Origin of the sequence: Gemmatimonas groenlandica, from assembly GCF_013004105.1 — a bacterium.
Classification (GTDB): Bacteria; Gemmatimonadota; Gemmatimonadetes; order Gemmatimonadales; family Gemmatimonadaceae; genus Gemmatimonas; species Gemmatimonas groenlandica.
The window spans coordinates 2,572,455-2,595,370 of sequence record NZ_CP053085.1; the positions used below are offsets into that span (position 1 = coordinate 2,572,455).

General features: G+C 65.0%; 20 protein-coding genes. 8 read left to right on the top strand and 12 right to left on the bottom strand.

Translation table 11 applies throughout. The annotated features are described in order from the left end of the window. The first annotated feature begins 45 nt into the window (after nt 1–45). Entirely contained in the window at nt 46–882 is an 837-nt protein-coding gene (locus tag HKW67_RS10905; protein ID WP_171225407.1) for an A/G-specific adenine glycosylase, read from the top strand. On the opposite strand, the gene HKW67_RS10910 is transcribed toward HKW67_RS10905, so the two are convergent. The 7 genes from HKW67_RS10910 to mtnA all read right to left on the bottom strand — a co-directional run bounded on the left by HKW67_RS10910 (nt 848) and on the right by mtnA (nt 10,415). Then, nucleotides 848–3,808 (bottom strand): DNA/RNA non-specific endonuclease, encoded by a 2,961-nt coding sequence (locus HKW67_RS10910; protein ID WP_171225408.1) that lies wholly within the window; start codon nt 3,806–3,808, stop codon nt 848–850. The two genes, HKW67_RS10905 and HKW67_RS10910, sit on opposite strands and share 35 nt — an antisense overlap. Nucleotides 3,809–4,047: 239 nt before the next feature. Then, nucleotides 4,048–4,650, bottom strand: a complete 603-nt coding sequence (locus HKW67_RS10915) for a zinc ribbon domain-containing protein (RefSeq protein WP_171225409.1) — start codon at nt 4,648–4,650, stop codon at nt 4,048–4,050. Then, nucleotides 4,650–5,303, bottom strand: a complete 654-nt coding sequence (locus HKW67_RS10920) for a cytochrome c-type biogenesis protein (protein ID WP_171225410.1) — start codon at nt 5,301–5,303, stop codon at nt 4,650–4,652. The genes HKW67_RS10915 and HKW67_RS10920 overlap by 1 nt, the downstream gene beginning before the upstream one ends. Next, nucleotides 5,300–7,336, bottom strand: coding sequence for a heme lyase CcmF/NrfE family subunit (locus tag HKW67_RS10925; protein WP_171225411.1), 2,037 nt, complete (start codon nt 7,334–7,336; stop codon nt 5,300–5,302). Before HKW67_RS10925 ends, HKW67_RS10920 begins: the two co-directional genes overlap by 4 nt. Nucleotides 7,337–7,369: 33 nt before the next feature. Further along, the gene (locus HKW67_RS10930) at nt 7,370–7,825 is read right to left on the bottom strand and encodes a cytochrome c maturation protein CcmE (RefSeq protein WP_171225412.1); all 456 of its coding nucleotides are present in this window, start codon (nt 7,823–7,825) and stop codon (nt 7,370–7,372) included. A gap of 90 nt (nt 7,826–7,915) precedes the next feature. Continuing rightward, nucleotides 7,916–9,397 carry a glycerol kinase GlpK gene (gene glpK, locus HKW67_RS10935; protein WP_171225413.1) on the bottom strand — a complete coding sequence of 494 codons (1,482 nt, stop codon included), beginning with the start codon at nt 9,395–9,397 and terminating at the stop codon, nt 7,916–7,918. 7 nt (nt 9,398–9,404) lie between these two features. Beyond that, complete coding sequence (gene mtnA / locus HKW67_RS10940) at nt 9,405–10,415, bottom strand: S-methyl-5-thioribose-1-phosphate isomerase (RefSeq protein ID WP_171225414.1); 1,011 nt, start codon at nt 10,413–10,415, stop codon at nt 9,405–9,407. Nucleotides 10,416–10,506: 91 nt separating this feature from the next. On the opposite strand from mtnA, the gene HKW67_RS10945 reads away from it, so the two are divergent. The 4 genes from HKW67_RS10945 (at nt 10,507) to gyrB (ending at nt 14,875) form a co-directional block, all read left to right on the top strand. After that, nucleotides 10,507–11,286, top strand: coding sequence for an enoyl-CoA hydratase/isomerase family protein (locus HKW67_RS10945; RefSeq protein WP_171225415.1), 780 nt, complete (start codon nt 10,507–10,509; stop codon nt 11,284–11,286). Between the two features lie 13 nt (nt 11,287–11,299). Beyond that, entirely contained in the window at nt 11,300–12,448 is a 1,149-nt protein-coding gene (gene recF, locus HKW67_RS10950; protein WP_171225416.1) for a DNA replication/repair protein RecF, read from the top strand. Then, a complete protein-coding gene (locus HKW67_RS10955) occupies nt 12,445–12,759 on the top strand; it encodes a DciA family protein (protein ID WP_171225417.1) in 315 nt (104 codons plus the stop codon). Before recF ends, HKW67_RS10955 begins: the two co-directional genes overlap by 4 nt. Before the next feature lie 151 nt (nt 12,760–12,910). Next, the gene (gene gyrB / locus HKW67_RS10960) at nt 12,911–14,875 is read left to right on the top strand and encodes a DNA topoisomerase (ATP-hydrolyzing) subunit B (protein ID WP_171225418.1); all 1,965 of its coding nucleotides are present in this window, start codon (nt 12,911–12,913) and stop codon (nt 14,873–14,875) included. A gap of 134 nt (nt 14,876–15,009) precedes the next feature. On the opposite strand, the gene HKW67_RS10965 is transcribed toward gyrB, so the two are convergent. The 3 genes from HKW67_RS10965 to HKW67_RS10975 form a co-directional block, all read right to left on the bottom strand. Next, the gene (locus HKW67_RS10965; protein ID WP_171225419.1) at nt 15,010–16,455 is read right to left on the bottom strand and encodes a cytochrome c peroxidase; all 1,446 of its coding nucleotides are present in this window, start codon (nt 16,453–16,455) and stop codon (nt 15,010–15,012) included. Between the two features lie 244 nt (nt 16,456–16,699). Then, a complete protein-coding gene (locus HKW67_RS10970) occupies nt 16,700–16,945 on the bottom strand; it encodes a hypothetical protein (protein ID WP_171225420.1) in 246 nt (81 codons plus the stop codon). Between the two features lie 75 nt (nt 16,946–17,020). Next, nucleotides 17,021–18,349, bottom strand: a complete 1,329-nt coding sequence (locus HKW67_RS10975; RefSeq protein WP_171225421.1) for a thymidine phosphorylase — start codon at nt 18,347–18,349, stop codon at nt 17,021–17,023. 9 nt (nt 18,350–18,358) lie between these two features. On the opposite strand from HKW67_RS10975, the gene HKW67_RS10980 reads away from it, so the two are divergent. Beyond that, nucleotides 18,359–19,183: a tetratricopeptide repeat protein gene (locus tag HKW67_RS10980; protein ID WP_171225422.1), complete on the top strand. Its 825-nt coding sequence runs from the start codon at nt 18,359–18,361 to the stop codon at nt 19,181–19,183. Between the two features lie 15 nt (nt 19,184–19,198). On the opposite strand, the gene HKW67_RS10985 is transcribed toward HKW67_RS10980, so the two are convergent. Next, nucleotides 19,199–19,471 carry a YtxH domain-containing protein gene (locus HKW67_RS10985; RefSeq protein ID WP_171225423.1) on the bottom strand — a complete coding sequence of 91 codons (273 nt, stop codon included), beginning with the start codon at nt 19,469–19,471 and terminating at the stop codon, nt 19,199–19,201. A 110-nt stretch (nt 19,472–19,581) separates the two neighbouring features. Here HKW67_RS10985 and ligA point away from each other — a divergent pair, with 110 nt between their 5' ends. Together ligA and HKW67_RS10995 are read left to right on the top strand one after the other, a co-directional pair. Next, nucleotides 19,582–21,606 (top strand): NAD-dependent DNA ligase LigA, encoded by a 2,025-nt coding sequence (ligA, locus tag HKW67_RS10990; RefSeq protein WP_171225424.1) that lies wholly within the window; start codon nt 19,582–19,584, stop codon nt 21,604–21,606. Between the two features lie 79 nt (nt 21,607–21,685). Then, entirely contained in the window at nt 21,686–22,231 is a 546-nt protein-coding gene (locus HKW67_RS10995) for a hypothetical protein (RefSeq protein ID WP_171225425.1), read from the top strand. Between the two features lie 21 nt (nt 22,232–22,252). Here the strand turns inward: HKW67_RS10995 and HKW67_RS11000 are convergent, their stop codons facing one another. Continuing rightward, nucleotides 22,253–22,786 (bottom strand): phosphoribosyltransferase, encoded by a 534-nt coding sequence (locus tag HKW67_RS11000; protein WP_171225426.1) that lies wholly within the window; start codon nt 22,784–22,786, stop codon nt 22,253–22,255. Nucleotides 22,787–22,916: the final 130 nt, after the last annotated feature.

Here is a 22,916-nt window from a genome sequence, read left to right on the forward strand (position 1 = left end):
TCCCGCTTTGTTCTTTCCGGTGTCCGGCCACTAGGTTCTTGCGCGATGGCCACACGACGCCCTGCCCCGATCGACCTGACGGTCGTACCTGCTGCCGCGACGGCGTTTCGCCGTCGGCTGCACGCCTGGTTCAAGAAGCATTCGCGTGACTTGCCCTGGCGGCAGACGCGCGACCCGTACCGGATCCTGGTGTCGGAGCTGATGCTCCAGCAGACCCAGGTCTCGCGCGTCCTCGATTTCTATCGCCGCTTTCTCGATCGTTTTCCCGATCTCTATTCGCTTGCCGACGCACGGCCGAAGAAGGTCATGGAGGCGTGGGAGGGGCTGGGCTACTACGCCCGCGCGCGCAATCTGCACGCGCTCGCGAAGCATGTGACCACCGAGCAGGATGGTGTGATCCCGAGCGAACCGATCGCGCTGCGCGAACTGCCCGGTGTCGGTGCCTACACCGCCGGTGCGGTGGCCTCGTTCGCGTATGAGAAGCGTGCCGCCTTGGTGGACACCAACGTGGCCCGTGTGCTGCAACGCGTTTTCGCGCCGCACCTGCATCCAAAATCGGGGCCCGGCCTGAAGCAGTTGTGGCTCATCGCCGAGCAGCTGCTACCCCGTACGGGCAAGACCACGTGGACGCACAATCAGGCGCTGATGGAGCTGGGCGCGCTGGTGTGCACGGCGCGGGTGCCTCGGTGCGGGATCTGCCCAGTGAAAGCCGGCTGCGCCACGTTTCCGTTGTTGGAAGCGGCCGAACGCGACGCGGCCGAACCCGAGGCGCTCAACGCATCTGCGCCGCTCACCCCGAAGGGCAAGCGGCGCAGTGTGCGGGCGAAGAAGCCGATGACGAAATCGACTACGAAATCGACAGCGAGCGGATCACGCGGTTGAGCATGGTGCGGATCGGTGCAGCCTGCAGTTCCGTGAGTCCGCGGCTGCGCACCAGCGCATCGAGCTCATTGATCAGCGCTTCAAGCTGATTCATCGCCGCGGTTTCGTTGCCGCGACGGATCGAGTTGGCCGCTGCACCGAGCTTGGCATTGAGCGAGTTCAACACGCCTTTATTCACGCGGCCGGTGCCGGCAAGCGCGTCGATCATGATGGCTGTGTTGTCGAGCGCCTGCGCCGGCGAGAGCACCGTGGCCGTGGTCGTTACCGTGTCGGCGAGCCCGCGAATGTCGGTGGCGATCAGACGCACCGTGAACACGCCCGACGTGGTGTACACGTGCGAGGTGTTCACGCCGGAGGCCGTGGTGCCGTCACCGAAGCTCCAGGCGTAGGTGAGCGCGTCCCCGTCGGGATCGGTGGACGCCGACGCCGACATGGCTACGGATTCGTCTTCGATGGAGTTGAACGGACCGTTCACCACCGCGACCGGCGGCTTGGTGTTGCTCTCGAGTGCGATCTCGAGGTCGTTGCGCAGGAGGCTGAGCAGATCGTAGCCACTCAGCGCCTCGACGGAATCGACCGTGGTCTTGTACGTCGCCCACGGGACGTTACGGATACCGGCCACGTTCGGCATCACGACGGCCACGATCTCGGCCGCATCGAGCGACGTGACATTGGCGAGTCCCTGATTGCGCGGCAGGATCACGGCGACCTTCCACACATACTCGGGGATCACGATCTTGCCTTCGTTCTTGACCGTACCCTTGTTGCCGGCCACGCCGGCCACGATGAACACTTCCTTGTTGCTGCTCTGGGCGCGTGCGCCGAGATCGTTCTCCAGCGCTGCCCACGGACCCTGATTATTGTCGGCGGCCTGCGGCACGATGTTGCTGAAGTAGAACGTGCGTGCGTTGTCGAGCGAGCCCGTGGTACGGTCGAACGAGCGCGCCAGGTGGCCGCGATCGATGCCATAGCCGGCGATGGCGCCAGCGCCGGTGTAGTCGGCCGTGGTGTAGCGCGGATAGTCGGCCGGCAGCGCCGGATCGTAGGTGAAGCAATCGCAGCGATCGAAGGAACCGATGTGCGTCGCCTCGAGATTGTACGCGACCCAGTTCGGTGTGTTGCGCGTCTTGCTGTACGACACGGTGAACTGCGGGCGCTCGATGATGAAGTCATCAGCGGGCGTGCCGTCGAACGGCGTGCCGAACTCCGTGTTGTTGCCGTAGGCGGCGGTGTTGCCGGCGGTCGCGACGTCGATGGGCAACGAGTACGTCGCGCTCGAGAGGCCGTCGGCCGTCGTGGCGCGGAGCACCGCAGTGCCGACCGCGAGGCCGGTGATGACGCCGTTCGCATCAATGCTGGCGATAGCTGGCGTATCGCTGTTCCAGAGAATCGTGCCCGGAACGGCCACGCCCAGGCGCGACGCATTGGCGAAAATCTGATCCTGGAAGCCGACCGGAAGCGCGGGGTCCGCCGGTACACGACCGGAGAAGCTGAACGCCGTTCGCAGCACGCCGGGCGTACGCCCGTTACAGCCGCCGAAGTTCTCCAGGCCGGCGCTCCACGTGTTGGCGAGTGAGCGCTGCAGCGAGTTGCCTACGCCCGGCGCCGGATCTTCCTTCGCAATGATGTCGATAGACGGGATACCGGCCGCCGGTCCGTCGGTCGCAGTGAAGGCGCCTTCGTACGACAGGAATTCAACCACGGTGCCCTGCGCATTCACGAGGGCGATGCCATCGGGCGAACCGTTCTGAATGCCGTCGGTCGGATACTCGAAGTACAACACGCCGCGGCCGCTGCAGGTGGACGCCACGATACCGCTCAACACGCGGGTGTTGTACACCGTGCCACCGTTGCCGTTGTACAGCAGCAGCTGCCATCCGCTGAGGTTGGTTCCAGCCGGCGCTTCGATTTCGATCGCTTCGCCGACGTCAGTATTGGCGTTGTCGTAGTGGACTTCACTGATGCGCACGGCGGGCAACGACGCCGCTTCGGTCACGGTCATCGTGGCCGTACTGGCTACGCCGTTGGCCGCCGTGGCGGTGATCGTCGTGGTGCCGATATCGAGCGCCGTAGCCACGCCGGTCGTGCTGATGCTGGCGACGAGCGGGGCGCTCGAGCTCCACGTGATCGTCGGGTTGGACACGGTAAGGCCATTCGCATCGGTCGCCACGGCCGTGAAGGTGCGGGTGCCACCGATCGGCGTCGACGCGGTGGCCGGCGTGACTACGATCGTTGTGATCGGACCGACGACGGGGCCGGATGCACAGAGCACCGGCGTCGTCGCGCTGTTGCGCGGCGCGGCGGCACCCGTGGTGAAGTCGACGGCGTTGTTACGCGTCCATGCGCAGCCGTTGGTGGCGCGGAGGGCCGCGGTGCTGTTGGAAAGCGTCGCGGTGTTGTCGCTGGCAGGGCAGCTTGTTGGGCCGTAGCCGACGCGATCTACGACGTCAGGGCCATCGGGGCATGTGCCGGTCTGCGCAGCCAGTGTTGACACCAGCACAATCTTCCCGCTCGTGCCGCTCATGGTGATCGTGCCCGCAGCATCTGGAGTGGGAAGATTCGTCGTTCCCCCCGTCCCCGCCGCTTCCTGCACGAGATAGTAGCCGCCTGCCGGGATCGTGCCGGACAACGGCGTGGTCGACGACACGGCATTGGCCGACGACGCGTACTGCACACTCCATCCCGCCACGCTCACCGACGACGAGCCGGTGTTGTGCAGCTCGATAAAATCGTTTTTGTAGACCGAGCCGCCATTGCCGCCGCCACCATAGATCTGGCTGATCACGACCGACGGTCGCGTGGACGTCACCGAGAAGCGCGGCGCCGACGGTGTCGCCGCGTCAGGCGTGACGACGTCAGCGCTCGAACACGCCGAGGCAACGAGGGCCAGCGCGAACAGCGCGGCGCGGGATGGGCGAGATCTCATGGGTACCGGTGCAGAAGTGCGAGTGTAGAGGTAGAGCCATATGGTAGCGACGCAACAAATCCATTGTAAGGAATAGAAAAGCGGCGTGACGGTGATGTTACCCGTCACGCCGCTGAGACCGTCAAACGACTACTACACAAGAGCTTACGAGCGGGACGAAACGCATGAAATATGCCCCATGCGAGATATCCGTGACGCTCTATTCCGCTCCGGGAACGCGCGGTGACGCCCGCCGCGATTCAGGCCGCCGCGAGCTGATCGCCGCAGCCGCTGCAGAAGCGGGACCCGACCAAATCCACGCTTGTGCCGCACTTCGCGCAGGCGCCCGGCAGGTAACGTCCACAGCTCGAGCAGAACGTCGCGTCGGGCTCCGGCCGCGGGCCGCACACGCCGCAGGAGCGCTGATTCTCGCGCGCCCGACGGATCGCCGCTTCCACGGGGTCGGCGGCGTCGGCAGGGCTCAAAGCCACGATGGCCACGGCGACCGGAGCCGCCGCCGCATCCCGCACGTCGGCCGCACGTAACTCCGCCAGCGCTTCGCGCGTGTACCGCGTCTTGAGCTCGGCGTAGTCGCTGTCCGATAGCTTACCGGTCTCGCGATCAAACTCGATTTCGCGAAGCGCGGCCACGGCACCGTCCAGCTGCTCTTCTGCTCGGCCCGAGCGCTTGGCCCGCGCAGCCTTCACGCGCGCCGCTTCCGTCGCCGCTTTCTTGTCGTCGTCCGCCCGCACTTCGGCCTCACCGCTCAACAGCGGCGAGAGGACCAGCGTGAGGGCGCCAAGAGCCAGCACCGTCCCCAGGACCAGCGGAACGGAGCCTTCCGGCATCGCGACCAGCGACATCAGCGCTCCTCCCGCAAGGCCGCCTGGAGGCGCGCCAATTCATCGGGCGTCGCATCGATCGACGTGTCGATCTCCACCGGCGCCGAGGCACGCTTGGCCGCCGCCACGTCGGCATTCCGACGCCAGCCGCGCAGCAGCGCGCCGATCGCAACGGCACCGAGCGCGATCGCGGCAAACGGCGCAAACCAGGCCAGCAAGTTGAACCCCTGCTTCCGCGGCTGCATGAGGATGAAGTCCCCGTACGTCTGCGTCATCGCGGCCATGATTTCGTCGGCGTTGTAGCCGCCTTCCACCAGCCGCTGAATATCGCCGTGCACCGCTGGGGAGATGCCACAATTGAAATCGGTCGTGCGGCACGTGTAGATGTCGAGCGTGCACGGACACGGACAGGCGAGGTTACGCTCGAACGCTTCGAGTTGCTTCTCGTCCATCTGCTTCACGGCGTTCGACTTGGCCGGTCGCACCACCGGCTTGTACGAATCGGAGGTCATCTCTTCGCCGCCGGGCGCGGTCGCGGCCTGCGGCGTGGCGGCGTCCTGCGCCCACCCCGTACGCGCCAGTACCAGCGACCCGACGGCGATCACGGCAACCGATCCCGCGCGAGAGAGAAACTCCCGGCGTGAGCCGCCCGACGATTCGCGTACCGTGCTCACGCGCCCGCCCCGACCAACGTCATGGTCGACTCCGACGGCAGTTCCGCCACGTAGCCACCTTCACGCTCCGCTCGGACTGCTTGCGGCCACATCACGATCAATCCACCGAACGCCATGATGATGCCGCCGAACCACACCCACCACACCAGCGGGTTGAAGTTGATGTGAATCGCCGCCGTTTCCCGGTCGACCGCTCCGGTGAACACGAGATACACATCTTGCTTCGGCGACTCGAGAATGCCGACTTCGGTGGACGGCTCGAACGTGGGCTCGCCCGCGGCGTTCACGTGCTGACGCTTCTCGCTCGAGAGGATCCCCATGCTCTTGCCGTCGCGCGTGACACTGAACGACGCGGCCACGACCCGACGGTTGAGCTGCTCGAACGACGAGATGCCCTGACTCGTGAACACCCACTCGCTGCCGTACGAATCCTTCGCCTTCACCGACTCGCCAGCCTTGAGCGTGGCCGTGAGGTCCTTCTTGAACATCAGACCGGCGAAGGCGCAGAAGAGAATGACCACGCCGAAGTGCACGATATAGCCGCCGTAGCGACGACGGTTGCGGCCGATCAGGCGCATGGAGGCGCCGAACAAGCCCTCGCCGTACATCCGGCGACGCGCGCCGATGCCCTTGACGAACTCCTGAATGATCGTGCCGAAGACGAAACCGGCCAGCAGGTACGACACCAGCGCATACATCTGGCGCATGCCCATCGCGAACAGCACCGCGAAGGTGACCACGCCGGAGATGACCGGCCAAGTGAACTGCCGCTTGAGATTCGAAATGGATGCGCGACGCCACGCGATCAGCGGGCCGATGCCGGTGAGCGCGAGCAGCAGCAGACCGAGCGGGCCATTGACCGCATTAAAGAACGGCGGACCCACCGTGATCTTGTCGCCCTTCACCCACTCGCTGAGAATCGGGAAGAGCACCCCCCACAGCGTGGCGAAGCAGATACCGACCAGCACGAGGTTGTTGTACAAGAACGCCGCCTCGCGGCTCACCATGCTTTCGAGTTCGGCGTTCGCCTGCAGATCGTTCAGGCGCGTGGACACGAGATACGCGGTGCTGATCGCGGCGACGATGAGGAAGCCGAGGAACCAGTCACCCACGGGCGACTGCGCGAAGGCATGGACGCTCTCGATGATGCCGCTACGCGTGATGAACGTGCCGAGGATCGTGAGCAGGAACGACATCGCCACCAGTGTCACGTTCCACTTGCGCAGCATGCCGCGCTTTTCCTGGATCATGATGCTGTGCAGGAACGCCGTGATCGTGAGCCAGGGCAGGAACGACGAATTCTCGACGGCATCCCAAGCCCAGTAGCCGGCCCAGCCGAGTTCTACGTACGCCCACCACATACCAAGCACGATGCCGATGGTCAGGAAGAACCACGACAGCAACGCCCAACGGCGAACGGCACCAAGCCACTGCGTGTCGAGTTTTCGGGTGACCAGTGCGCCGATCGCGAAGGCGAACGGAATCGCCGTGCCGACAAGCCCTAGATAGAGCATCGGCGGATGGATCGCCATGCCCGGATTCTGCAGCTGCGGATTCATGCCGCGACCTTCGGGCGGAATCCAATCGAGGCGCTCGTACGGATTGGCGCCGAAGCACATCGTCATCAGGAAGAACAGGCAGATGATGCCCAAGGTCCCGGTGACATACGGCATCATGGCGCGATTCGTCTTGCGATTCGAAAAGACCGCGATCGCCGAATACGTGGTCAGAATCAACGCCCAGAACAGCATCGACCCGGACTGCCCGGCCCAGAAGGCCGTGAACGTATAGATCTTCGGCAGGTTCGAGCTCGTGTACGAGGCCACGAACTTGATCGAGAAGTCGTGCATGAAGAGGGCGGTCCACAACCCGATGGACGCGAGCAACGTGAACCCGAACGTTGCGTACAGCGCCCGCTCACCGCTCTTCACAAGGTCAGGGCGCCCCTGCAGGCCCCCGGAGAACGACACGGTAGTCGTCCAGGCCGCCATCAACAGGGCGACCCAGAGCGACAATTCACCAACGAGAATCATGGGGCCTCGCGCTTACGCGCAGGCGCGCGACAGCTACGCGCGGGGGGTTGCCGACGTGCCCTGCTTGTAGCCGGGCGTGTCCTTGTACTTCTCGGGAGCGTTCTCGTAGCGCGACGCACACTTGGCCAGCAGCGTAGTAGCCTGGAAGGTGCCGTTGGCATCGAGTCGGCCCTCGACCACGACGTCCACACCATCGGTGAACGTATCCGGCGCGATGCCGCGGTATTGCACGTCGTACACTTTGGTGCCGTCGGTCATCTTGAACGTGAGCGAACGTCCCGACGGGTCACGCACGATCGTGCCGCTGACGACACGGGCGCCGACCTTCACACCCGTATTCACGAAGCGCGGGTTCTCGGAGACTTTGCTCGCGAGCTCGCCCGGCGTGAGATAATAGGTAGCCGTCTCGTCGATCGAGCTGGCCATCAGATAGCCGGCGGTGCCCAGCACCAGCACGCCGCCGAACAGAAATTTGTTTCGAGCTTTCACGGGACCCGTCCTCGTCGTCCGGATGGTGTTCGTAGAAGATAGCTGCGGGACGGTCGTGCGGCAGCTACGGCGCAAACGATCTCGAGAAGCTCAGAGTGCCCGATCGGTGTCACGGGCCCAACTCAGGGCACCACGGACCGCCCGTCTCCAGCCGGCATATCCCGCCGTCGCTGTCGCGTCGCCGGTAGGGATGAACCGTGTGAAATGACGCCCGGCCAGAAACTCATCCCCGTTGGCCCAGAGCCCCACGGCCAAACCAGCCAAACCGGCCGCGCCCATCGCCGTGGTCTCCACGATGTCGGGACGCTCGACCGGCACCCCAAGCACGTCGGCCTGGAACTGCATGAGCCAGTCGTTGGCGGTGGCGCCGCCGTCAACGCGCAACCGGTCGAACGGGACCCCACCCTGTGTACGCATGTCCCCCAAGACATCGTTGGTCGCGTAGGCCATGGCCTCGAGCGCCGCGCGAGCGAAATGCGCGCGCGTGGACCCGCGGGTAAGGCCGACGATCGTGCCGCGGGCGTTCGGCTCCCAGTCGGGCGCGCCCAAGCCGACCAGAGCCGGCACGAAATACACGCCGTCGTTGCTATCGAGCGAACGCGCCAGCCCTTCCGTCTCGCTACTGTCGGCGATTATGCCCAAGCCGTCACGCAGCCACTGGACCGCGGCGCCGGCGATGAAGATCGACGCCTCGAGCGCATACACCGGGTTCCCGCGCTCATCACAAGCAATCGTGGTCAGCAAACCCGTCGCACTCTGTGGACGCACGGTGCCCGTGTTGAGCAGCAGGAACGCCCCAGTACCATAGGTGTTCTTGCCGCTCCCGGTGTGCCAACCGCCCTGCCCGAAGAGCGCCGCCTGCTGGTCGCCGGCGATACCCATGATCGGGATCTCGTGGCCGAGCACGGAGGCCACGGCCGTGCCGATCAAACCGCTCGAGGGCACGATGCGCGGCAGCAGGTCGGCCGGTACACCGAACAGGGCGCACAGCTCGGGCGACCACGCATGTGTACCGAGATCGTACAGCATCGTTCTCGACGCATTCGTATGGTCAGTCACATGCGACTCGCCGCCGGTGAGATGCCATACCAGCCAACTGTCGATCGTGCCGGCCGCCAACTCACCGCGTTTCGCCCGCTCGCGCATGCCCGGCTGCTGCAGCAGCCACTCGAGCTTCGTCGCGCTGAAGTACGGGTCCGTCACCAGTCCCGTCTTCTCCGCGATCATCGCCGCCTGCGGCGCCAGCTCGAGACAGCGATCGGCGGTGCGGCGGTCCTGCCACACGATGGCGTGATGCACCGCCCGTCCTGTGGCGCGCTCCCACACCACAATCGTTTCGCGCTGATTGGTGATCCCGATGACGATCGGGTCCACGCCGGCGTCGGCGATCGCTTCACGAGCGGCAGCTACGGTGCGATCGAGAATTTCGTGGGCGTCGTGTTCCACCCACCCCGGCTGAGGGTAGTACTGCGTAATCTCGCGATACGCGCGTCCGAGGATCCGTCCGTTCTGACCTATCACGAGGCAGGTCGTGCCCGTCGTGCCCTGGTCGATGGCTAGTACGCACGTCATAGGCAGCTCATACGCCGGTGGCTCCGGAAAAGGGCGGCTTCACGAAGCCGCGATCGGTGAGGTAACCGCTGATGAGTTCGCGCGGCGTCACGTCGAATGCCGGGTTCCATACCCGAGCACCCAGCGGAAGGTCGCCGAGTTCGTCGGCGTGGCGATGCTCGATCTCGATGTCGGCGCCGGTGGGCGTGGCCGCATCGATCGTACTCCACGGCGCCGCCACATAGAAGGGAATGCCGTGTTCGCGGGCGGCGAGCGCCACGCCGTAGGTGCCCACCTTGTTGGCGACATCGCCGTTGGCCGTAATCCGGTCGGCGCCCACGATAACGAGATCCACCGCCCCACTACGCAGCAGTGACGCCGCCGCGCCATCGGGCAGCACGGTGACGGGAATGCCGGCGCGCTGCAGTTCCCACGCCGTAAGTCGGGCCCCCTGACGCAGGGGGCGCGTTTCGTCGGCGTACACGTGCACCCGACGGCCTTGCCCGTGAGCGAGATGCACGGGAGCGAGCGCGGTGCCGATGCCGGCCGTGGCCAGCGAACCCGCATTGCAGTGGGTGAGCACCCGCGCACCGTCGGGAATGAGCTCGAGACCGAACTGGCCGATGGCCTCGCACATGGCCACATCCTCGGTGCGGATCGCCTCCGCGTCGGCCCGCAGCGCGGCAAGCAACGCGCCATCGTCCACGCCCGCCGCCACCACGAGCAGGCGATTCACGGCCCACGACAGATTCACCGCCGTGGGGCGTGCCGCGATGAGCCGCTCGGCGTAGTTCGCCAACTCCGCCCGCGCGCGATCGCCGTGCCCCTCACTTTCGTGATGGAGCGCCACCGCCAGCCCGATGGCGGCCGCGACGCCGATGGCCGGCGCGCCGCGAACGGCCAGGGTGCGAATGGCGTCGATCACCTCATCGAGCGTGACGAGGTCCCGCATCACCTCGGCGCCGGGGAGGTGACGTTGATCAAGAATGCGGAGCGCGCGATGGTCGGGCGACCATCCGACGGCGAGGAGGGGAAGCACGGGCCAAACGTAGCAGGCCGGAGCGTCGATGCCAGCGTCCCGTGTAGATTTCACGCTCCGCACTTTTCACCCCGCTTTGCACCCGTCCGCCATGTCCTATCAGTTCCTGAGCTTCGACGTCTCCGACCGCATCGCCACGATCACGGTCAACCGTCCGGACAAGCTGAACGCGCTCAACGATGCCACCATCGCCGAGCTCGGGGTGGCCATCGATGAAGCCAACGCGCGCGACGACGTGGGCGCGGTGCTGCTCACGGGAGCGGGCCGTGCGTTCGTGGCGGGCGCGGATATCTCGGAGCTCGAAAGCCAGTCGCCGCTGGAGGCGCAGCGCCGAGCCCGGGCTGGTCAGGTGATCTTCCGGCGCTTCGAGACGAGCCCCAAGCCCACCATCGCGGCCATCAATGGATTCGCCCTCGGCGGCGGCTGTGAGCTGGCGATGGCCTGTCACATGCGCATCGCGAGCGAGAAGGCGAAGCTCGGCCAGCCCGAAGCCAAGCTCGGCATCGTGCCGGGGTACGGTGGCACGCAACGCCTGCCCCGCTTGATCGGACGTGGCGCCGCGCTGCGCCTGCTGCTTACGGGCGACATGATCGACGCGGCCGAAGCGCATCGACTTGGCCTGGTGGATCAGGTCACGACGCCCGACGAGCTGATCACCACCGTGCGCGCCGTACTCACGAGCATGCTGGCCAACGCGCCGCTCGCGATCGCCGGCTGCATCGAGGCGGTGAACCGCGGACAGGATGTCCCGCTTGAAGAGGGGTGCACGATCGAGTCCGACTTCTTCGGCTTGCTCTCCAGCACGGCCGACATGAAGGAAGGGATGCGCGCGTTCCTCGAGAAGCGCCCTCCCCACTTCACCGGGCGCTGATCGCACCGACGACGTGCTCGCCCGCCTGGTCGCCAAGGACTACCGCAATTTCACGCAGCTCGACCTCGAGGTCCCCTCGACCGGGCTCGTGATCATTGGCGAGAACGGTCACGGCAAAACGAACCTGCTTGAAGCCGTCGCGTATCTCGCGTTGCTGCGATCGTTTCGCGGCGCGCGAGACGCTGACGTCGTGCGCTTTGGTGCACCAGCGTTTCACGTGCGCGCCGAGCTGACGCACCCATCGGCGTTCAACACCGTGACCGTCGGCTTCGAACGCAACACGCGACGCAAACGGGCGACGCTCGACGGCGTGGAGCAGCCGCGTCTCACCAGCGCGCTCGGCGCGGTGCCGTCGGTAGAATTCTCGCCGGCCGATGTGGCGCTGGTGGCCGGTGGCCCCAGTGAGCGTCGTCACTATCTCGACGTCATGCTCGCGCTGTCATCGCGGGCGTATCTTCAGGCGCTGCAGTTGTATCGCGGCGCGCTGCTGCGTCGCAACGCGGCGCTTCGTACGGCGCAGCGCGACGGGGCGCGTAGCGCCGAGCACGAAGCGCGGGTAAGCGTGTGGGAGCCGGCGATGGCCGAACACGGCGGCTTCGTGGCGGCCACGCGGCATGCGTTCGTGCGCGACCACACCGAGCGGTTCACGCAGCTCTCGGCCGCCATCGGCGAGCGACAAGCGGTGGTCATGAAGTACGCGGCCACCGGCGGTGAGACGTCGGACGAGCAGCTCACGAGCGCAGACGCGCAGGCCGACGCGTATCGTCGGGCCTATGCGCAGCAGCGCACGCAGGAGCTGCGTCGTGGCGTCACGTTGGTTGGACCGCATCGCGACGATCTTCAGTTGCTGTTGGGCGGTCGTGATCTGCGCACGTTCGGATCGGCTGGACAACAGCGTAGCGCGGCGATCGCGCTTCGACTGCTTGAGCTGGCCACGCTGCGCGATGCCGTTGGTTATCCGCCCCTGTTGCTGCTGGATGATCCCTTCGCCGAGCTTGACCTCGGACGGGCGGGCCGCGTGTTGGCGTTGCTCGAAGATTCGGGCGCCTCGCAGGTATTGTTGGCGGTGCCGCGCGTGGACGACATTCCGGCGGCGTTCACGCGCCTCGAGCAGCGCTCAATGTGTGACGGCTTGCTGCAGCCGCTGGCGAGTCCTTCATGAGTTCCGATCCCAAAAAGCGCGCGCCCGCCAAACTCAGCGATGTACTCGCGTCGGTGTTACAGCACGCGGGGCTCACCGATCGCGTGGCCCAGGCGGCGGTGATACCGGAGTGGCCGTCGCTGGTGGGCGTGCAGATCGCGACGGTGACGGAGCCGTTGCTGCTGCAGCAGGATGGCACCTTGGTGGTGATGGTGAAGACCCACGCGTGGATGCAGGAGCTCACATTTCTCGAGCCCGACCTGCTGCGCTCGCTGAACCGGGACACGTCGCGTCCGCCGGTTACGCGCCTACGCTGGATGCTGCAGCGCTGAGTTCGCCTCCCTCGCAAGTTATTTCACATCAATGACTTGCGATATAAAGGCCGAGTTGCTTGCGGCGGCCGGATCGAGTACATTTAGGGGTTGTGTTTGCAGGCCAGTTGAATGGCCGCAGCAGTTCATTTCTTCGGGATATCCCCACCTCATGGCGAATAGCAGCGAACAGCCCGAGAACGGGTACGGCGCAAACAGCATTACCGTTCTCAAGGGGCTCGAAGCGGTCCGCAAGCGCCCCGGCATGTACATCGGCTCCACGTCGGCGCGCGGTCTTCACCACCTCGTGTACGAAGTGGTGGACAACTCGATCGACGAAGCGTTGGCCGGCCATGCCGACCGCGTGCACGTGATCATTCACGAAGACGATTCCATCTCCGTTGAAGACAACGGCCGTGGTATTCCCGTGGACATGCACCCGGTCGAAAAGATGCCGGGCGTCGAGCTTGCCATGACCGTGCTGCACGCCGGCGGCAAGTTCGACAAGGACACGTACAAAGTGTCCGGCGGTCTCCACGGTGTCGGCGTGTCGGTGGTGAACGCGCTGTCGAAGCAGCTCAAGGTGTGGATCAAGCGCGACGGCAAGGAGCATTACATGGACTTCGAGCGTGGCATCACGCAGACGAAGCTCAAAGTCATGCGCACTGTCGCGGCAAAGGAAACGGGCACGAAAGTGTGGTTCAAGCCCGACGCTGAGATCTTTCAGGAAACGCTGCGCTACGAGTGGGTCACCCTCGCCAGCCGTCTCCGCGAACTGGCGTATCTGAACAAGGGCATTCAGATCACGCTGCGCGACGAGCGCCCCGATGAAATGAAGGACGGTCAGGCCCGTGAAGAAGTGTTCTTCGCGCGTGGCGGTCTCAAGGAGTTCGTGACGTACCTCATCGGCAACAAGAAGCCGTTGCATCAGGACGTGGTCTACATCGATACCACGCGCGACGACATCGGCATCGAGATGGCGCTGCAGTATAACGACAGCTACGCCGAGAACGTGTTTTCGTTCGTGAACAACATCAACACGCACGAAGGCGGCACGCACCTGACCGGCTTCAAGAGCGCGCTGACGACGGTCATCAACAAGTACATCCAGGAAAAGTCGACGCTCAACAAGAAAGACAAGGAAACGCGCTTGTCCGGCGACGACGTGCGTGAAGGGCTCACGGCCGTGCTGTCGGTGAAGGTGCTCGAGCCGCAATTCGAAGGGCAGACCAAGACCAAGCTCGGTAACTCGGAAGTCGAAGGCGCCGTACGCAGCGTCCTGAACGAATTGCTTTCGCAGTATCTCGACGAGCATCCGAAGTCGGCCAACATCATCATCGACAAGGCGATGTCGGCCGCGCGTGCCCGTGAAGCGGCGCGCAAGGCACGTGACCTGACGCGCAAGAAGTCGGCGCTCGACGTGGCCAACCTGCCCGGTAAGCTGGCCGACTGCTCACTCTCCGACCCGGCACTTTGCGAGATCTATCTCGTCGAGGGTGACTCGGCCGGCGGTTCGGCCAAGCAGGGTCGCAAGCGCGACTTCCAGGCAATTTTGCCGCTGCGCGGCAAGATCATCAACGTGGAAAAGGCGCGCTTCGACAAGGTGCTGAACAACGAGGAAATCCGGACGATCATCACCGCCATTGGTTCAGGGATCAAGGAAGAGTTTGATCTGACCAAGACGCGCTATCACAAGATCATCATCATGACCGACGCTGACGTGGACGGCGCGCACATTCGCACGCTGCTGCTCACGTTCTTCTTCCGTCAGATGCCGGAGCTGATCGACGCCGGCTACATGTACATCGCGCAGCCGCCCCTCTATCGCGTGGCCAAGGGCAAGGAAGAGTTCTACGCCTACACCGAGAAGGAGCGCGACGGCTACGTGGAGCGACTCGGTGGTCCCGAAGGCCGCGGCAACATCAACATTCAGCGCTACAAGGGTCTCGGTGAAATGAACCCCGAGCAGCTCTGGAAGACCACGATGGATCCGGAGACGCGCACGATGTTCCGCGTGACGATGGAAGACGCCGTGCTGGCCGACCAGACGTTCCAGACGCTCATGGGCGACGAAGTCGAGCCGCGCCGGTTGTTCATTGAAACCAATGCGAGATTCGTGAGTAATCTCGACATCTAGCAACTCGTGACTCGAAACGTTCACTCAAAACCCGGCACTCACGTGAGTGTCGGGTTTTGAGTTTAAGTCCCGAGTCGTGAGTGCAAACTCAGCACCCCGAACTTTTACTCAAAACCCAAAACTCACGTTTGCTTTTACCGCCCAAACGGATTCGAGAACCGTACATCCGTCAGGAACGTGTTGTCCGTGAGCGTCCCGAGGAACGCCACAAGCGACGCACGCTCGGCCGCCGACAGATTGAGCCGCAATGGCGGCCCATTGCCTCCGCCGCCGCCACGCAAGCGGTTGTCGAGCCCCGGATTGTTCTGCACGCCCGAGTCGTAGAACGCGATCACCTGCTCCAGTGTCTGGAAGCGACCATCGTGCATGTATGGCGGGCGCACGGCGATGTTGCGCAACGATGGTGCTTTGAAGCGGCCGTTGCCCGCGCCGGCATCGGTGATCGTGGCGTCGAGGCCGGTGTTGTGCACACCGTCGCTGATGTGCGCATTGGTGCCATGACAGCGCGCGCATCCGGCGCGGCCGTTGAACAGATCCTGGCCGGCCAGCTCCTGCGCGGTGAACGTGGCGGCGAAGTTGGGCACACCGTTCACGCCAAACGCGCGATCGAACTTCGAGTTCACCGACACCAGCGATCGCACGAACTGCGAGAGGGCGAGACTCACACGATCACTCGTGATCTCGCTCGTGCCGAAGGCGGCGCTGAAGAGCGCCGGGTAGTACGTGGTCGCCGACAGCTTGGCGATCACGTTCGGCAACGTCATCCCCATCTCGGTGGCGTCCTGAATCGGCTGCAGCACCTGCGCTTCCAAGCTTGCCGCACGTTCATCCCAGAAGAATCTCGCGCTCGCATAGAAGCGTGAGTTGGCCAGCCCCATGCTGTGGCGCCCGGTGAATCCGCCGGCGAAGCCGTGGCTGAGTCGCGACGTGTCGGAAAAGGCGAACTGCTGCTGGTGGCACGAGCTGCACGACACGCGGTCGTTGGCCGAGAGCCGGCGATCATAGAACAACACGCGGCCGAGCGTGGCACCGGCGTTGGTCGTGATGTTCGATGCCGGGGTGTTGTCGGCACCGATCGGACTGCCGGCGTTCGGTGCAGCCTGCGAGAAATGGCGCGGCAGCGGGTTGCTGGCGTCGGAATACAGGTGAGTCGTGGCCGGCAACGTCGGTGCGGTGAGATCACCGGCAAACACCACGATCGCGAAGCTGTGCGACGCGCTGCTGCCGCTGTTATCCCGCGCCGTGATCGTCACGGTGTACACACCGGGATTACTGGCCGTGCCCGAGATGGTGCCATTGGCCGCCGTCATGCCAGTGACCGCCGGCGTGAACGATACGGTGTACGTGAGCCCCGACTTTCGCGGATCGCTGAACGCCGTGCCGGCCTTGGTCGCGTCGTACGCGAACGGCACGCCAACCATCGCCGCCTGCGTGCTATTCGGCGACACGACGCTCACCGCGTCCGTACTCGGTGTGACCGTAGGGGTATCGATTGCAGCAGGGCTCGTCGTCGCATCGCCGGCGCACGCGCCGATCGCGAGCGAAGCCGTGAGAAGAGCGATCAGTCTGACGTGGCGCATGGCGGGATTCTCGGGCGTGGAGATCGTGCACTGGCATTCTCATGTTGTGATCCTGAACACCGACAATGCGGCTGAACCCTACGCCCGAGCGGTTTGAACCCAGAACTCCGAACTTTTACTCAAAACCCGGCACTCACGTGAGTGTCGGGTTTTGAGTTGAGGTCCGGAGTTATGGGTACAAATACAAAAAGGGTGCGGGATCGCATTGATCCCGCACCCCTTCCACTTATGACCAGCGCCCGTATTACGGCGTGAGGTACACGCCCTTCGCTTCACGCGAGAGCTGCTTCGAGAAGTTCAGCGCGACGATGATCAGCGCCGTGAAGATGAACGTGAACGCGATATAGCAGATCGTCGTAACGGTTGGCTCCATACCGCCCGTCGGGCTCGGAGTCGCGATGTACATCAGCAGCCCATATAACCCGAGCAGTGGCAGCACGGCGGCGGCGGCCACGAGACTGAGCAGACTGTTCGTCTTCGGAGCGATCATGGTATGGCGACGGGGACGCGAGGCGTCAGTGATCGAAAGGCAGCCGATTTACGGCCGAGCTGGAAGGTATTCGGTCTAGTCGTACAGTTCCACCCCCGCCTCAGTGACCCGGTGCGAGATCAGCGGCAAGGGGGGCTCGGCCTCTTCGCCGATGATGATCGAGCGGCGCAGGGCCGCCACACCGGTATCCACTCCGGCTCGATCCTTCGCGAATATCGTCGCCAGGGGCTCTCCCGCCCGCACGATGTCACCCGGCCGGGCGGTGATCACGAAGCCCACGCTGTGGTCCACGCCGTCTTCGACCTTCGTTCGCTGTCCACCTAGCTCGGTGATGCCGCGGCCGATCGCCCTGGGCTCCACCTGCGCGATCACGCCGTCGCGGGGCGCCAAATACAGCTCGCACTCGGCGGCCTGCGGCAAGATCGATGGATCGTCGACGACTTTTGGGTCGCCGCCCTGGGCCGCGATGATCTCCTGGAACTTGGCCGCCGCCCGCCCGCTTGAAATGGCGACCTCCATGCGGCGTAGAGCGTCATCGCGGTCCGTGGCCACCCCGGCCAGTACCAGCATCTCCGCACCGAGCGCGTAGGTGACCTTCATGAGATCAGGCGGGCCCTCACCGCGGAGCGCCATGATCGACTCCTCGACTTCGAGGGCGTTGCCGCAGGCCCGACCAAGAGGCCGGTCCATCGCGGTAATCAGCGCCACGACGGGGCAGCCATGGTCGGCCCCGAGCGCGATCATGGTGCGGGCCAAGGCGAGTCCGCGATCGAGTTCCGGCAGAAACGCCCCCGAGCCGCGTTTCACATCGAGCACAAGCCCCGTGAGGCCCTCGGCGAGCTTTTTCGACATGATGCTCGCGGAGATCAGCGGAATGCTCTCCACGGTCGCGGTGGCGTCGCGCAACGCATACAGACGGCGGTCGGCCGGTGCGATCTCGCGCGTCTGGCCGATCAGCGCACAACCGATCCGTTCCAGCTGCTCCGTGGCACGGGCCAACGAGAGATCGGTACGAAAACCGGGGATCGATTCGAGCTTGTCGAGGGTACCGCCCGTATGCCCCAGTCCGCGACCCGACATCATGGGCACCGCGACGCCGAGGCACGCGACCAGCGGTGCCAGAACGAGCGACACCTTGTCTCCTACGCCACCGGTGGAATGTTTGTCGACCCGTGCCATCGTCAGATGGTCGAGATCGAGCATCGCGCCGCTGTGCAGCATGGCATCGGTGAGCGCGCCGATCTCGTCGCGATCAAGCCCGTTGAAGTAGATGGCCATCGCCAGGGCAGCCATCTGGTAGTCCGGAACCTCGTCTGTCGCGTACTGCGACATGAGCGTGCGCCACTCAGCGGGAGTAATTCGACCGCCGTCGCGCTTTCGCTCGATCAGCGCGCGTGCCAACATAGAGTGCTCATGATGCAGCCAACCTACATCCTCGCCGTCCGCACCGCACGCCGATGGGCGCTTGGACTCACCGTCGGGGCCGCATCGGTCGCGCTGTCGGCACTGCTATTCGCTCCGCGCGTCCTCGTGGCGCAGAGCGTGAGCGATCTGCTCAGCGCGGGCGATCGGGAGAGCGTCGCACGTCGGCCGTCGGCCGCACTCGGCAACTACGAGCGGGCGGTGAAGGCGGAGCCGACGTCCTATGTGGCGCTGTGGAAGTCTGCGCGCGAAGCCGTGGACCTCGGCGAGTTCGAGAAGAATCCCGAAACGCGCACCGGGCTGTACGCGCGCGCGACCGACTACGCAAGACGGGCGGTCGCGGCCAATGGGAACGATGCCGAAGGGCATTTTCAGTTGGCGCGTGCGGTCGGCCGCACCGCACTGGCGGCGAATCCGCGCGAGCGCGTGAAGTACGCACTCGAAGTGCGTGACGAGGCGCTGCGGGCGCTACAGCTGCACCCCAAACATCCCGGAGCGCTGCACGTGCTTGGCGTCTGGAATGCCGAGGTGATGCGACTGAGCGGGTTCTCGCGCGCGATCGCCAAGACCTTTCTCGGCGGTCAGGTTCTGGGAAGCGCGAGCTGGGCGGAAGCCGTCCGGTACATGGAGCTCGCCGTTGTGGCGGAGCCCAATCGACTGGTGCACGATTTGGACCTCGCGCGCGTGTACCGCGACGCCGGGCGTCGGAACGAAGCGCGCAGCGCCTACCAGGCCGCACTGCGCGCTCCGATCCAAGACGCGAACGATGATCAGTACCGCAAGCTCGCCGACGAGGAGCTGAAGAAGCTCAAGTAGGCAAGGTCCGCGCGTTTACCACGGCGCGACATCACGAGCACGATCACGGACGCGCACGGCCGCTTTGCGACCCTCCTTCATGCCCCGACGCGCCATACGACGCGCCGATTCGTCGGCATCATCCCACCATTCGGAGAGCGTGTCGCCGCCCTGCTCCGCCAGGCGCCGCGCATTGCGTCGGAGTTGGCGACGGGTCTGCTCGCCGGTCGCCGGTGCCATCAGCAATGCCGCGCCGGCACCAATCGCAGCGCCGATGAGAAGTCCAAGGCCGAGTGCACGGCCATCCATTCGATCTCGCTTACCGCTGTTGAACATGCGACCTCCCGCGCCGGAGCGCGTGAATCGTTCGGTGATTTTCCCGTGGTGACGCATCTCTCCTGAAGAGATACATTCCGCACATGAGCGTCGTTCCACTTCCCATCGATCAGCGCGCGGCGGAATTGCGCGAACAGCTGGCCAACGCGCAGCACGAGTATTACGTGCTCGACCGTCCCGCCCTGTCGGATGCCGAGTACGACCGGCTATTCCGCGAGTTGCAGGCCATCGAGCAGGCACACCCCACACTGCGTACAGAAGATTCTCCCACGCTGCGTGTGGGTGCACCAGTGCAAAGCGCGTTCCAGACCCATCGGCACCTCGTGCGGATGCTGTCGCTGGACAACGCGTTCGACGATGCCGAGTTGCTGGCCTTCGAGCAGTCTATCGAGCGTGTGGTGGGTGCGTCGGTGCACAAGAGCGGGTACACCGTCGAGCTCAAGATCGACGGGGCGGCGATCGCGCTCACGTATCGAGACGGCGTCTTGGTGACAGGCACCACGCGTGGCGACGGGACGGAAGGCGAAGACGTGACGGTCAACATCCGCACGATCCGCGGCGTGCCGCTGAGGCTGCTGGGCGACGGTCATCCGCCGCTGATGGAAATACGCGGCGAGGTCTATATGCCGTTCGCCGGCTTTGAGGCAATGAACGAGGCACGCGTAGCCGCCGGCGAACCGGTGTTCGTAAACCCGCGCAATGCGGCAGCCGGTGCCCTGCGCCAGCTGGATCCGTCGATTACGGCGCAGCGTCCGTTGCGATTCTTTGGTTACGCCGCCGTGCTTCCCGACGGCAATGCGCCCGTGCGCTCGCAGTGGGATCTGCTCGAACAACTGACCGCGTGGGGCATTCCGGTGGCGCCGCATCGCGAGCGCTGCCACACGATGGCCGACGTGTCGGTGTGGGCGCATACCGTCGAGCATCAAACGCGGGCACAACTCGGCTTCGCGATCGACGGCGGGGTCGTCAAGGTGAACGACATGTCGCTGCAGGACGAACTTGGCGTGCGCAACGATCGCACGCCGCGCTGGGCGATCGCCCGCAAGTTCGCGCCCGACATGGCGGTCACGAAGCTGATCCGCATCGACGTGAGCGTTGGCCGAACGGGCGTCCTTACGCCCTTCGCCGTGCTGGAGCCGGTGGATGTGGGCGGCGCGACGGTCACGTATGCCTCGCTGCACAACGCCGACCAGATTGCGAAGAAGGATCTGCGCGACGGGGATCGGGTGCAGGTGGTACGCGCCGGTGACGTCATTCCGTACGTGCTTGGTCCGGTGCCCGAGAAACGTGATGGGAGCGAGCAGCCGTGGACCATGCCACCGCGATGCCCGCGCTGCGATTCGCCCACGCATCGGTACGGCGATGATGTCGCGACGTATTGTCCGAATGTCGCCTGCCCCGGTCGCCAGCTCGAAGGCCTCGTGCATTTCTCGAGCAAAGACGCGCTCGATATCGACGGGCTCTCGTACGCGCGCATTCAGCAGTTCCTCCAAGCGGGCTTCATCACCGACTTCGCCGATCTGTTCGACCTTTCAGTCGCGCAGCTCGTGTCACTCGAGCGTTTCGGTACCAAGAGCGCCGAGAATCTGGTGGCGTCGATCGCCGCCGCGAAGCAGCAGCCGCTGTCGCGATTGCTCTTCGGGCTCGGCATCCGTCATGTGGGCGCGCAGGCCGCGCAGTTGCTGGCCAAGCAGTTCGGCAGCATGGACGCCATCATCGCTTCCACGCCCGAACAACTGGGCGCGGTGCGCGGCATCGGCGACATCATCGCGGCGTCGGTGCGGTCGTATTTCGACGATCCCACCTCGCGCGCGTTGGTGGAGCGGTTGCGCGAGCGCAGTGTGCGCTTCGACGAGCCGAACGCGGTGCAGGCCGACGGCCCGCTGACCGGGGCCACCGTGGTCCTCACCGGCTCCCTGCCGTCGCTTTCCAGGACCGACGCGGCGGCCTTGGTGGAAGCGGCCGGAGGGCGGGTGACGAGCGGCGTATCGAAAAAGACCACATTCGTCGTGGCCGGCGAGGAAGCGGGGAGTAAGCTCGAGAAGGCCGTCGAGCTGGGCATCGAAGTGATCGACGAAGCCGAGCTGATCCGTCGTACCGGGCGATGAGACCGATTCACTCCCGGCACCATCCATCACGTCTCCCCCGCTTGACGTGACCCCTTCATTGCGCGAGCGTCACGGGAACATGAGCACTTCGCTTCCTTTCCTGACCACCCGCACCGTCACGGTGCCGGTCGAATTCTTCGACGGGCTCCGCCGGTCTACGCAGCTGGCACATCCTGCCGTTCCGGTCGACGCCGTTCGTGACGCCGGCTACGTGGCAGGACAGGCGCTGTTCGATCATTTTTCGGCGTGGCTGGCGGATCGTAGCGAGCATGGTCCCGATGATCTGCTCGACAGTCGATTTCCGATCCTGCTGCGCGAGTACTTCTTCGAGATCGGCTGGGGGCTGGTCCAGCTCTCGTCGCTGAGCGAAGCGGTCATGGTGCTCGACGCCAACAACTGGGGCGAAGCGGCGGCCGAGGCCAGCGGCTGCCCCGTTTCGACCGGGCTCTTCGCCGGCTTTTTCGGACGGTTGGCCGACGCACCGATCTCGGTGCTCGAGGTCACCCCTGATTCCGCCGCCGAGGGGCAGTGCCGTTTCCTGCTCGGCTCGGTCGACGTGCTGAATTACGTCTGGGAAGCGATGGAACGCGGCATTCCATACGATCGGGCGGCGACCAGCGCCTGATTGGCGCTGGCTGGAGTCGGCTCAGACCTCCGGGATGAGCCCCGCGTACTTCGGGTTGGGCTGGAGCTCCCCGTCGATCAGAATTTCGCGGTCCCATGGCAATACGATCATGCTCTGGGTCGCCAGCGCGAAGTAATCCGGGGCAAAACTGCCCGTCTTGAAGCTGACCGCGGTGCGCACTTCTTTGGCGCCCCCGTTTCCCACCGCCCCGACGGCCAAGCGCATCGTCTGCCCGGAGTCACAGGTCTCGTCCACGACGAGCACGCGCTTGCCCCGCACTTCGAGCGGCGCCGCACCGAACACCGCCGGTGTTTCGCGCACCTGGGACGCGCTGTAGCGACGCGACACCAGAATCGAGTGGAACGGCAGGTCGAGAATGGCCGCGACGGCGGCGCCAGGCACGACGCCGGCCGTCGCGATACCGACGACGAGCTCGGGGGTCCACTCGCGCGCCACGCGCACGGCGAGGGCGCGGGCCAGCTCCCCGAAGAGTGGCCAATCCACGATCATCACGCCCTTCGACGGGTCAGGTGCGTACGGCTGGGGTGCGGTCATCGTGGTGCTCCGGTAGTGGGATCCCGCAGTGTACACCGAGTGTAGCCCCACTAGGGGAATGCAGCAACGCGGATTCCCCGGACAACACGCACGGCAACTTGTTGGCAACGCGCTGTGCCGATAGCTTAGC

Excerpts from the sequence above, each read along its gene's own strand:
- ligA (WP_171225424.1), top strand. The coding sequence starts at position 19,582 with ATGAGCGTCGTTCCACTTCCCATCGATCAGCGCGCGGCGGAATTGCGC.
- gyrB (WP_171225418.1), top strand. The coding sequence starts at position 12,911 with ATGGCGAATAGCAGCGAACAGCCCGAGAACGGGTACGGCGCAAACAGC.
- HKW67_RS11000 (WP_171225426.1), bottom strand. The coding sequence starts at position 22,786 with ATGACCGCACCCCAGCCGTACGCACCTGACCCGTCGAAGGGCGTGATG.
- HKW67_RS10970 (WP_171225420.1), bottom strand. The coding sequence starts at position 16,945 with ATGATCGCTCCGAAGACGAACAGTCTGCTCAGTCTCGTGGCCGCCGCC.
- HKW67_RS10975 (WP_171225421.1), bottom strand. The coding sequence starts at position 18,349 with ATGTTGGCACGCGCGCTGATCGAGCGAAAGCGCGACGGCGGTCGAATT.
- HKW67_RS10985 (WP_171225423.1), bottom strand. The coding sequence starts at position 19,471 with ATGGATGGCCGTGCACTCGGCCTTGGACTTCTCATCGGCGCTGCGATT.
- HKW67_RS10915 (WP_171225409.1), bottom strand. The coding sequence starts at position 4,650 with ATGTCGCTGGTCGCGATGCCGGAAGGCTCCGTTCCGCTGGTCCTGGGG.
- glpK (WP_171225413.1), bottom strand. The coding sequence starts at position 9,397 with ATGACGTGCGTACTAGCCATCGACCAGGGCACGACGGGCACGACCTGC.
- HKW67_RS10995 (WP_171225425.1), top strand. The coding sequence starts at position 21,686 with ATGAGCACTTCGCTTCCTTTCCTGACCACCCGCACCGTCACGGTGCCG.
- HKW67_RS10905 (WP_171225407.1), top strand. The coding sequence starts at position 46 with ATGGCCACACGACGCCCTGCCCCGATCGACCTGACGGTCGTACCTGCT.
- HKW67_RS10945 (WP_171225415.1), top strand. The coding sequence starts at position 10,507 with ATGTCCTATCAGTTCCTGAGCTTCGACGTCTCCGACCGCATCGCCACG.
- HKW67_RS10965 (WP_171225419.1), bottom strand. The coding sequence starts at position 16,455 with ATGCGCCACGTCAGACTGATCGCTCTTCTCACGGCTTCGCTCGCGATC.
- HKW67_RS10980 (WP_171225422.1), top strand. The coding sequence starts at position 18,359 with ATGATGCAGCCAACCTACATCCTCGCCGTCCGCACCGCACGCCGATGG.
- HKW67_RS10925 (WP_171225411.1), bottom strand. The coding sequence starts at position 7,336 with ATGATTCTCGTTGGTGAATTGTCGCTCTGGGTCGCCCTGTTGATGGCG.
- HKW67_RS10955 (WP_171225417.1), top strand. The coding sequence starts at position 12,445 with ATGAGTTCCGATCCCAAAAAGCGCGCGCCCGCCAAACTCAGCGATGTA.
- HKW67_RS10910 (WP_171225408.1), bottom strand. The coding sequence starts at position 3,808 with ATGAGATCTCGCCCATCCCGCGCCGCGCTGTTCGCGCTGGCCCTCGTT.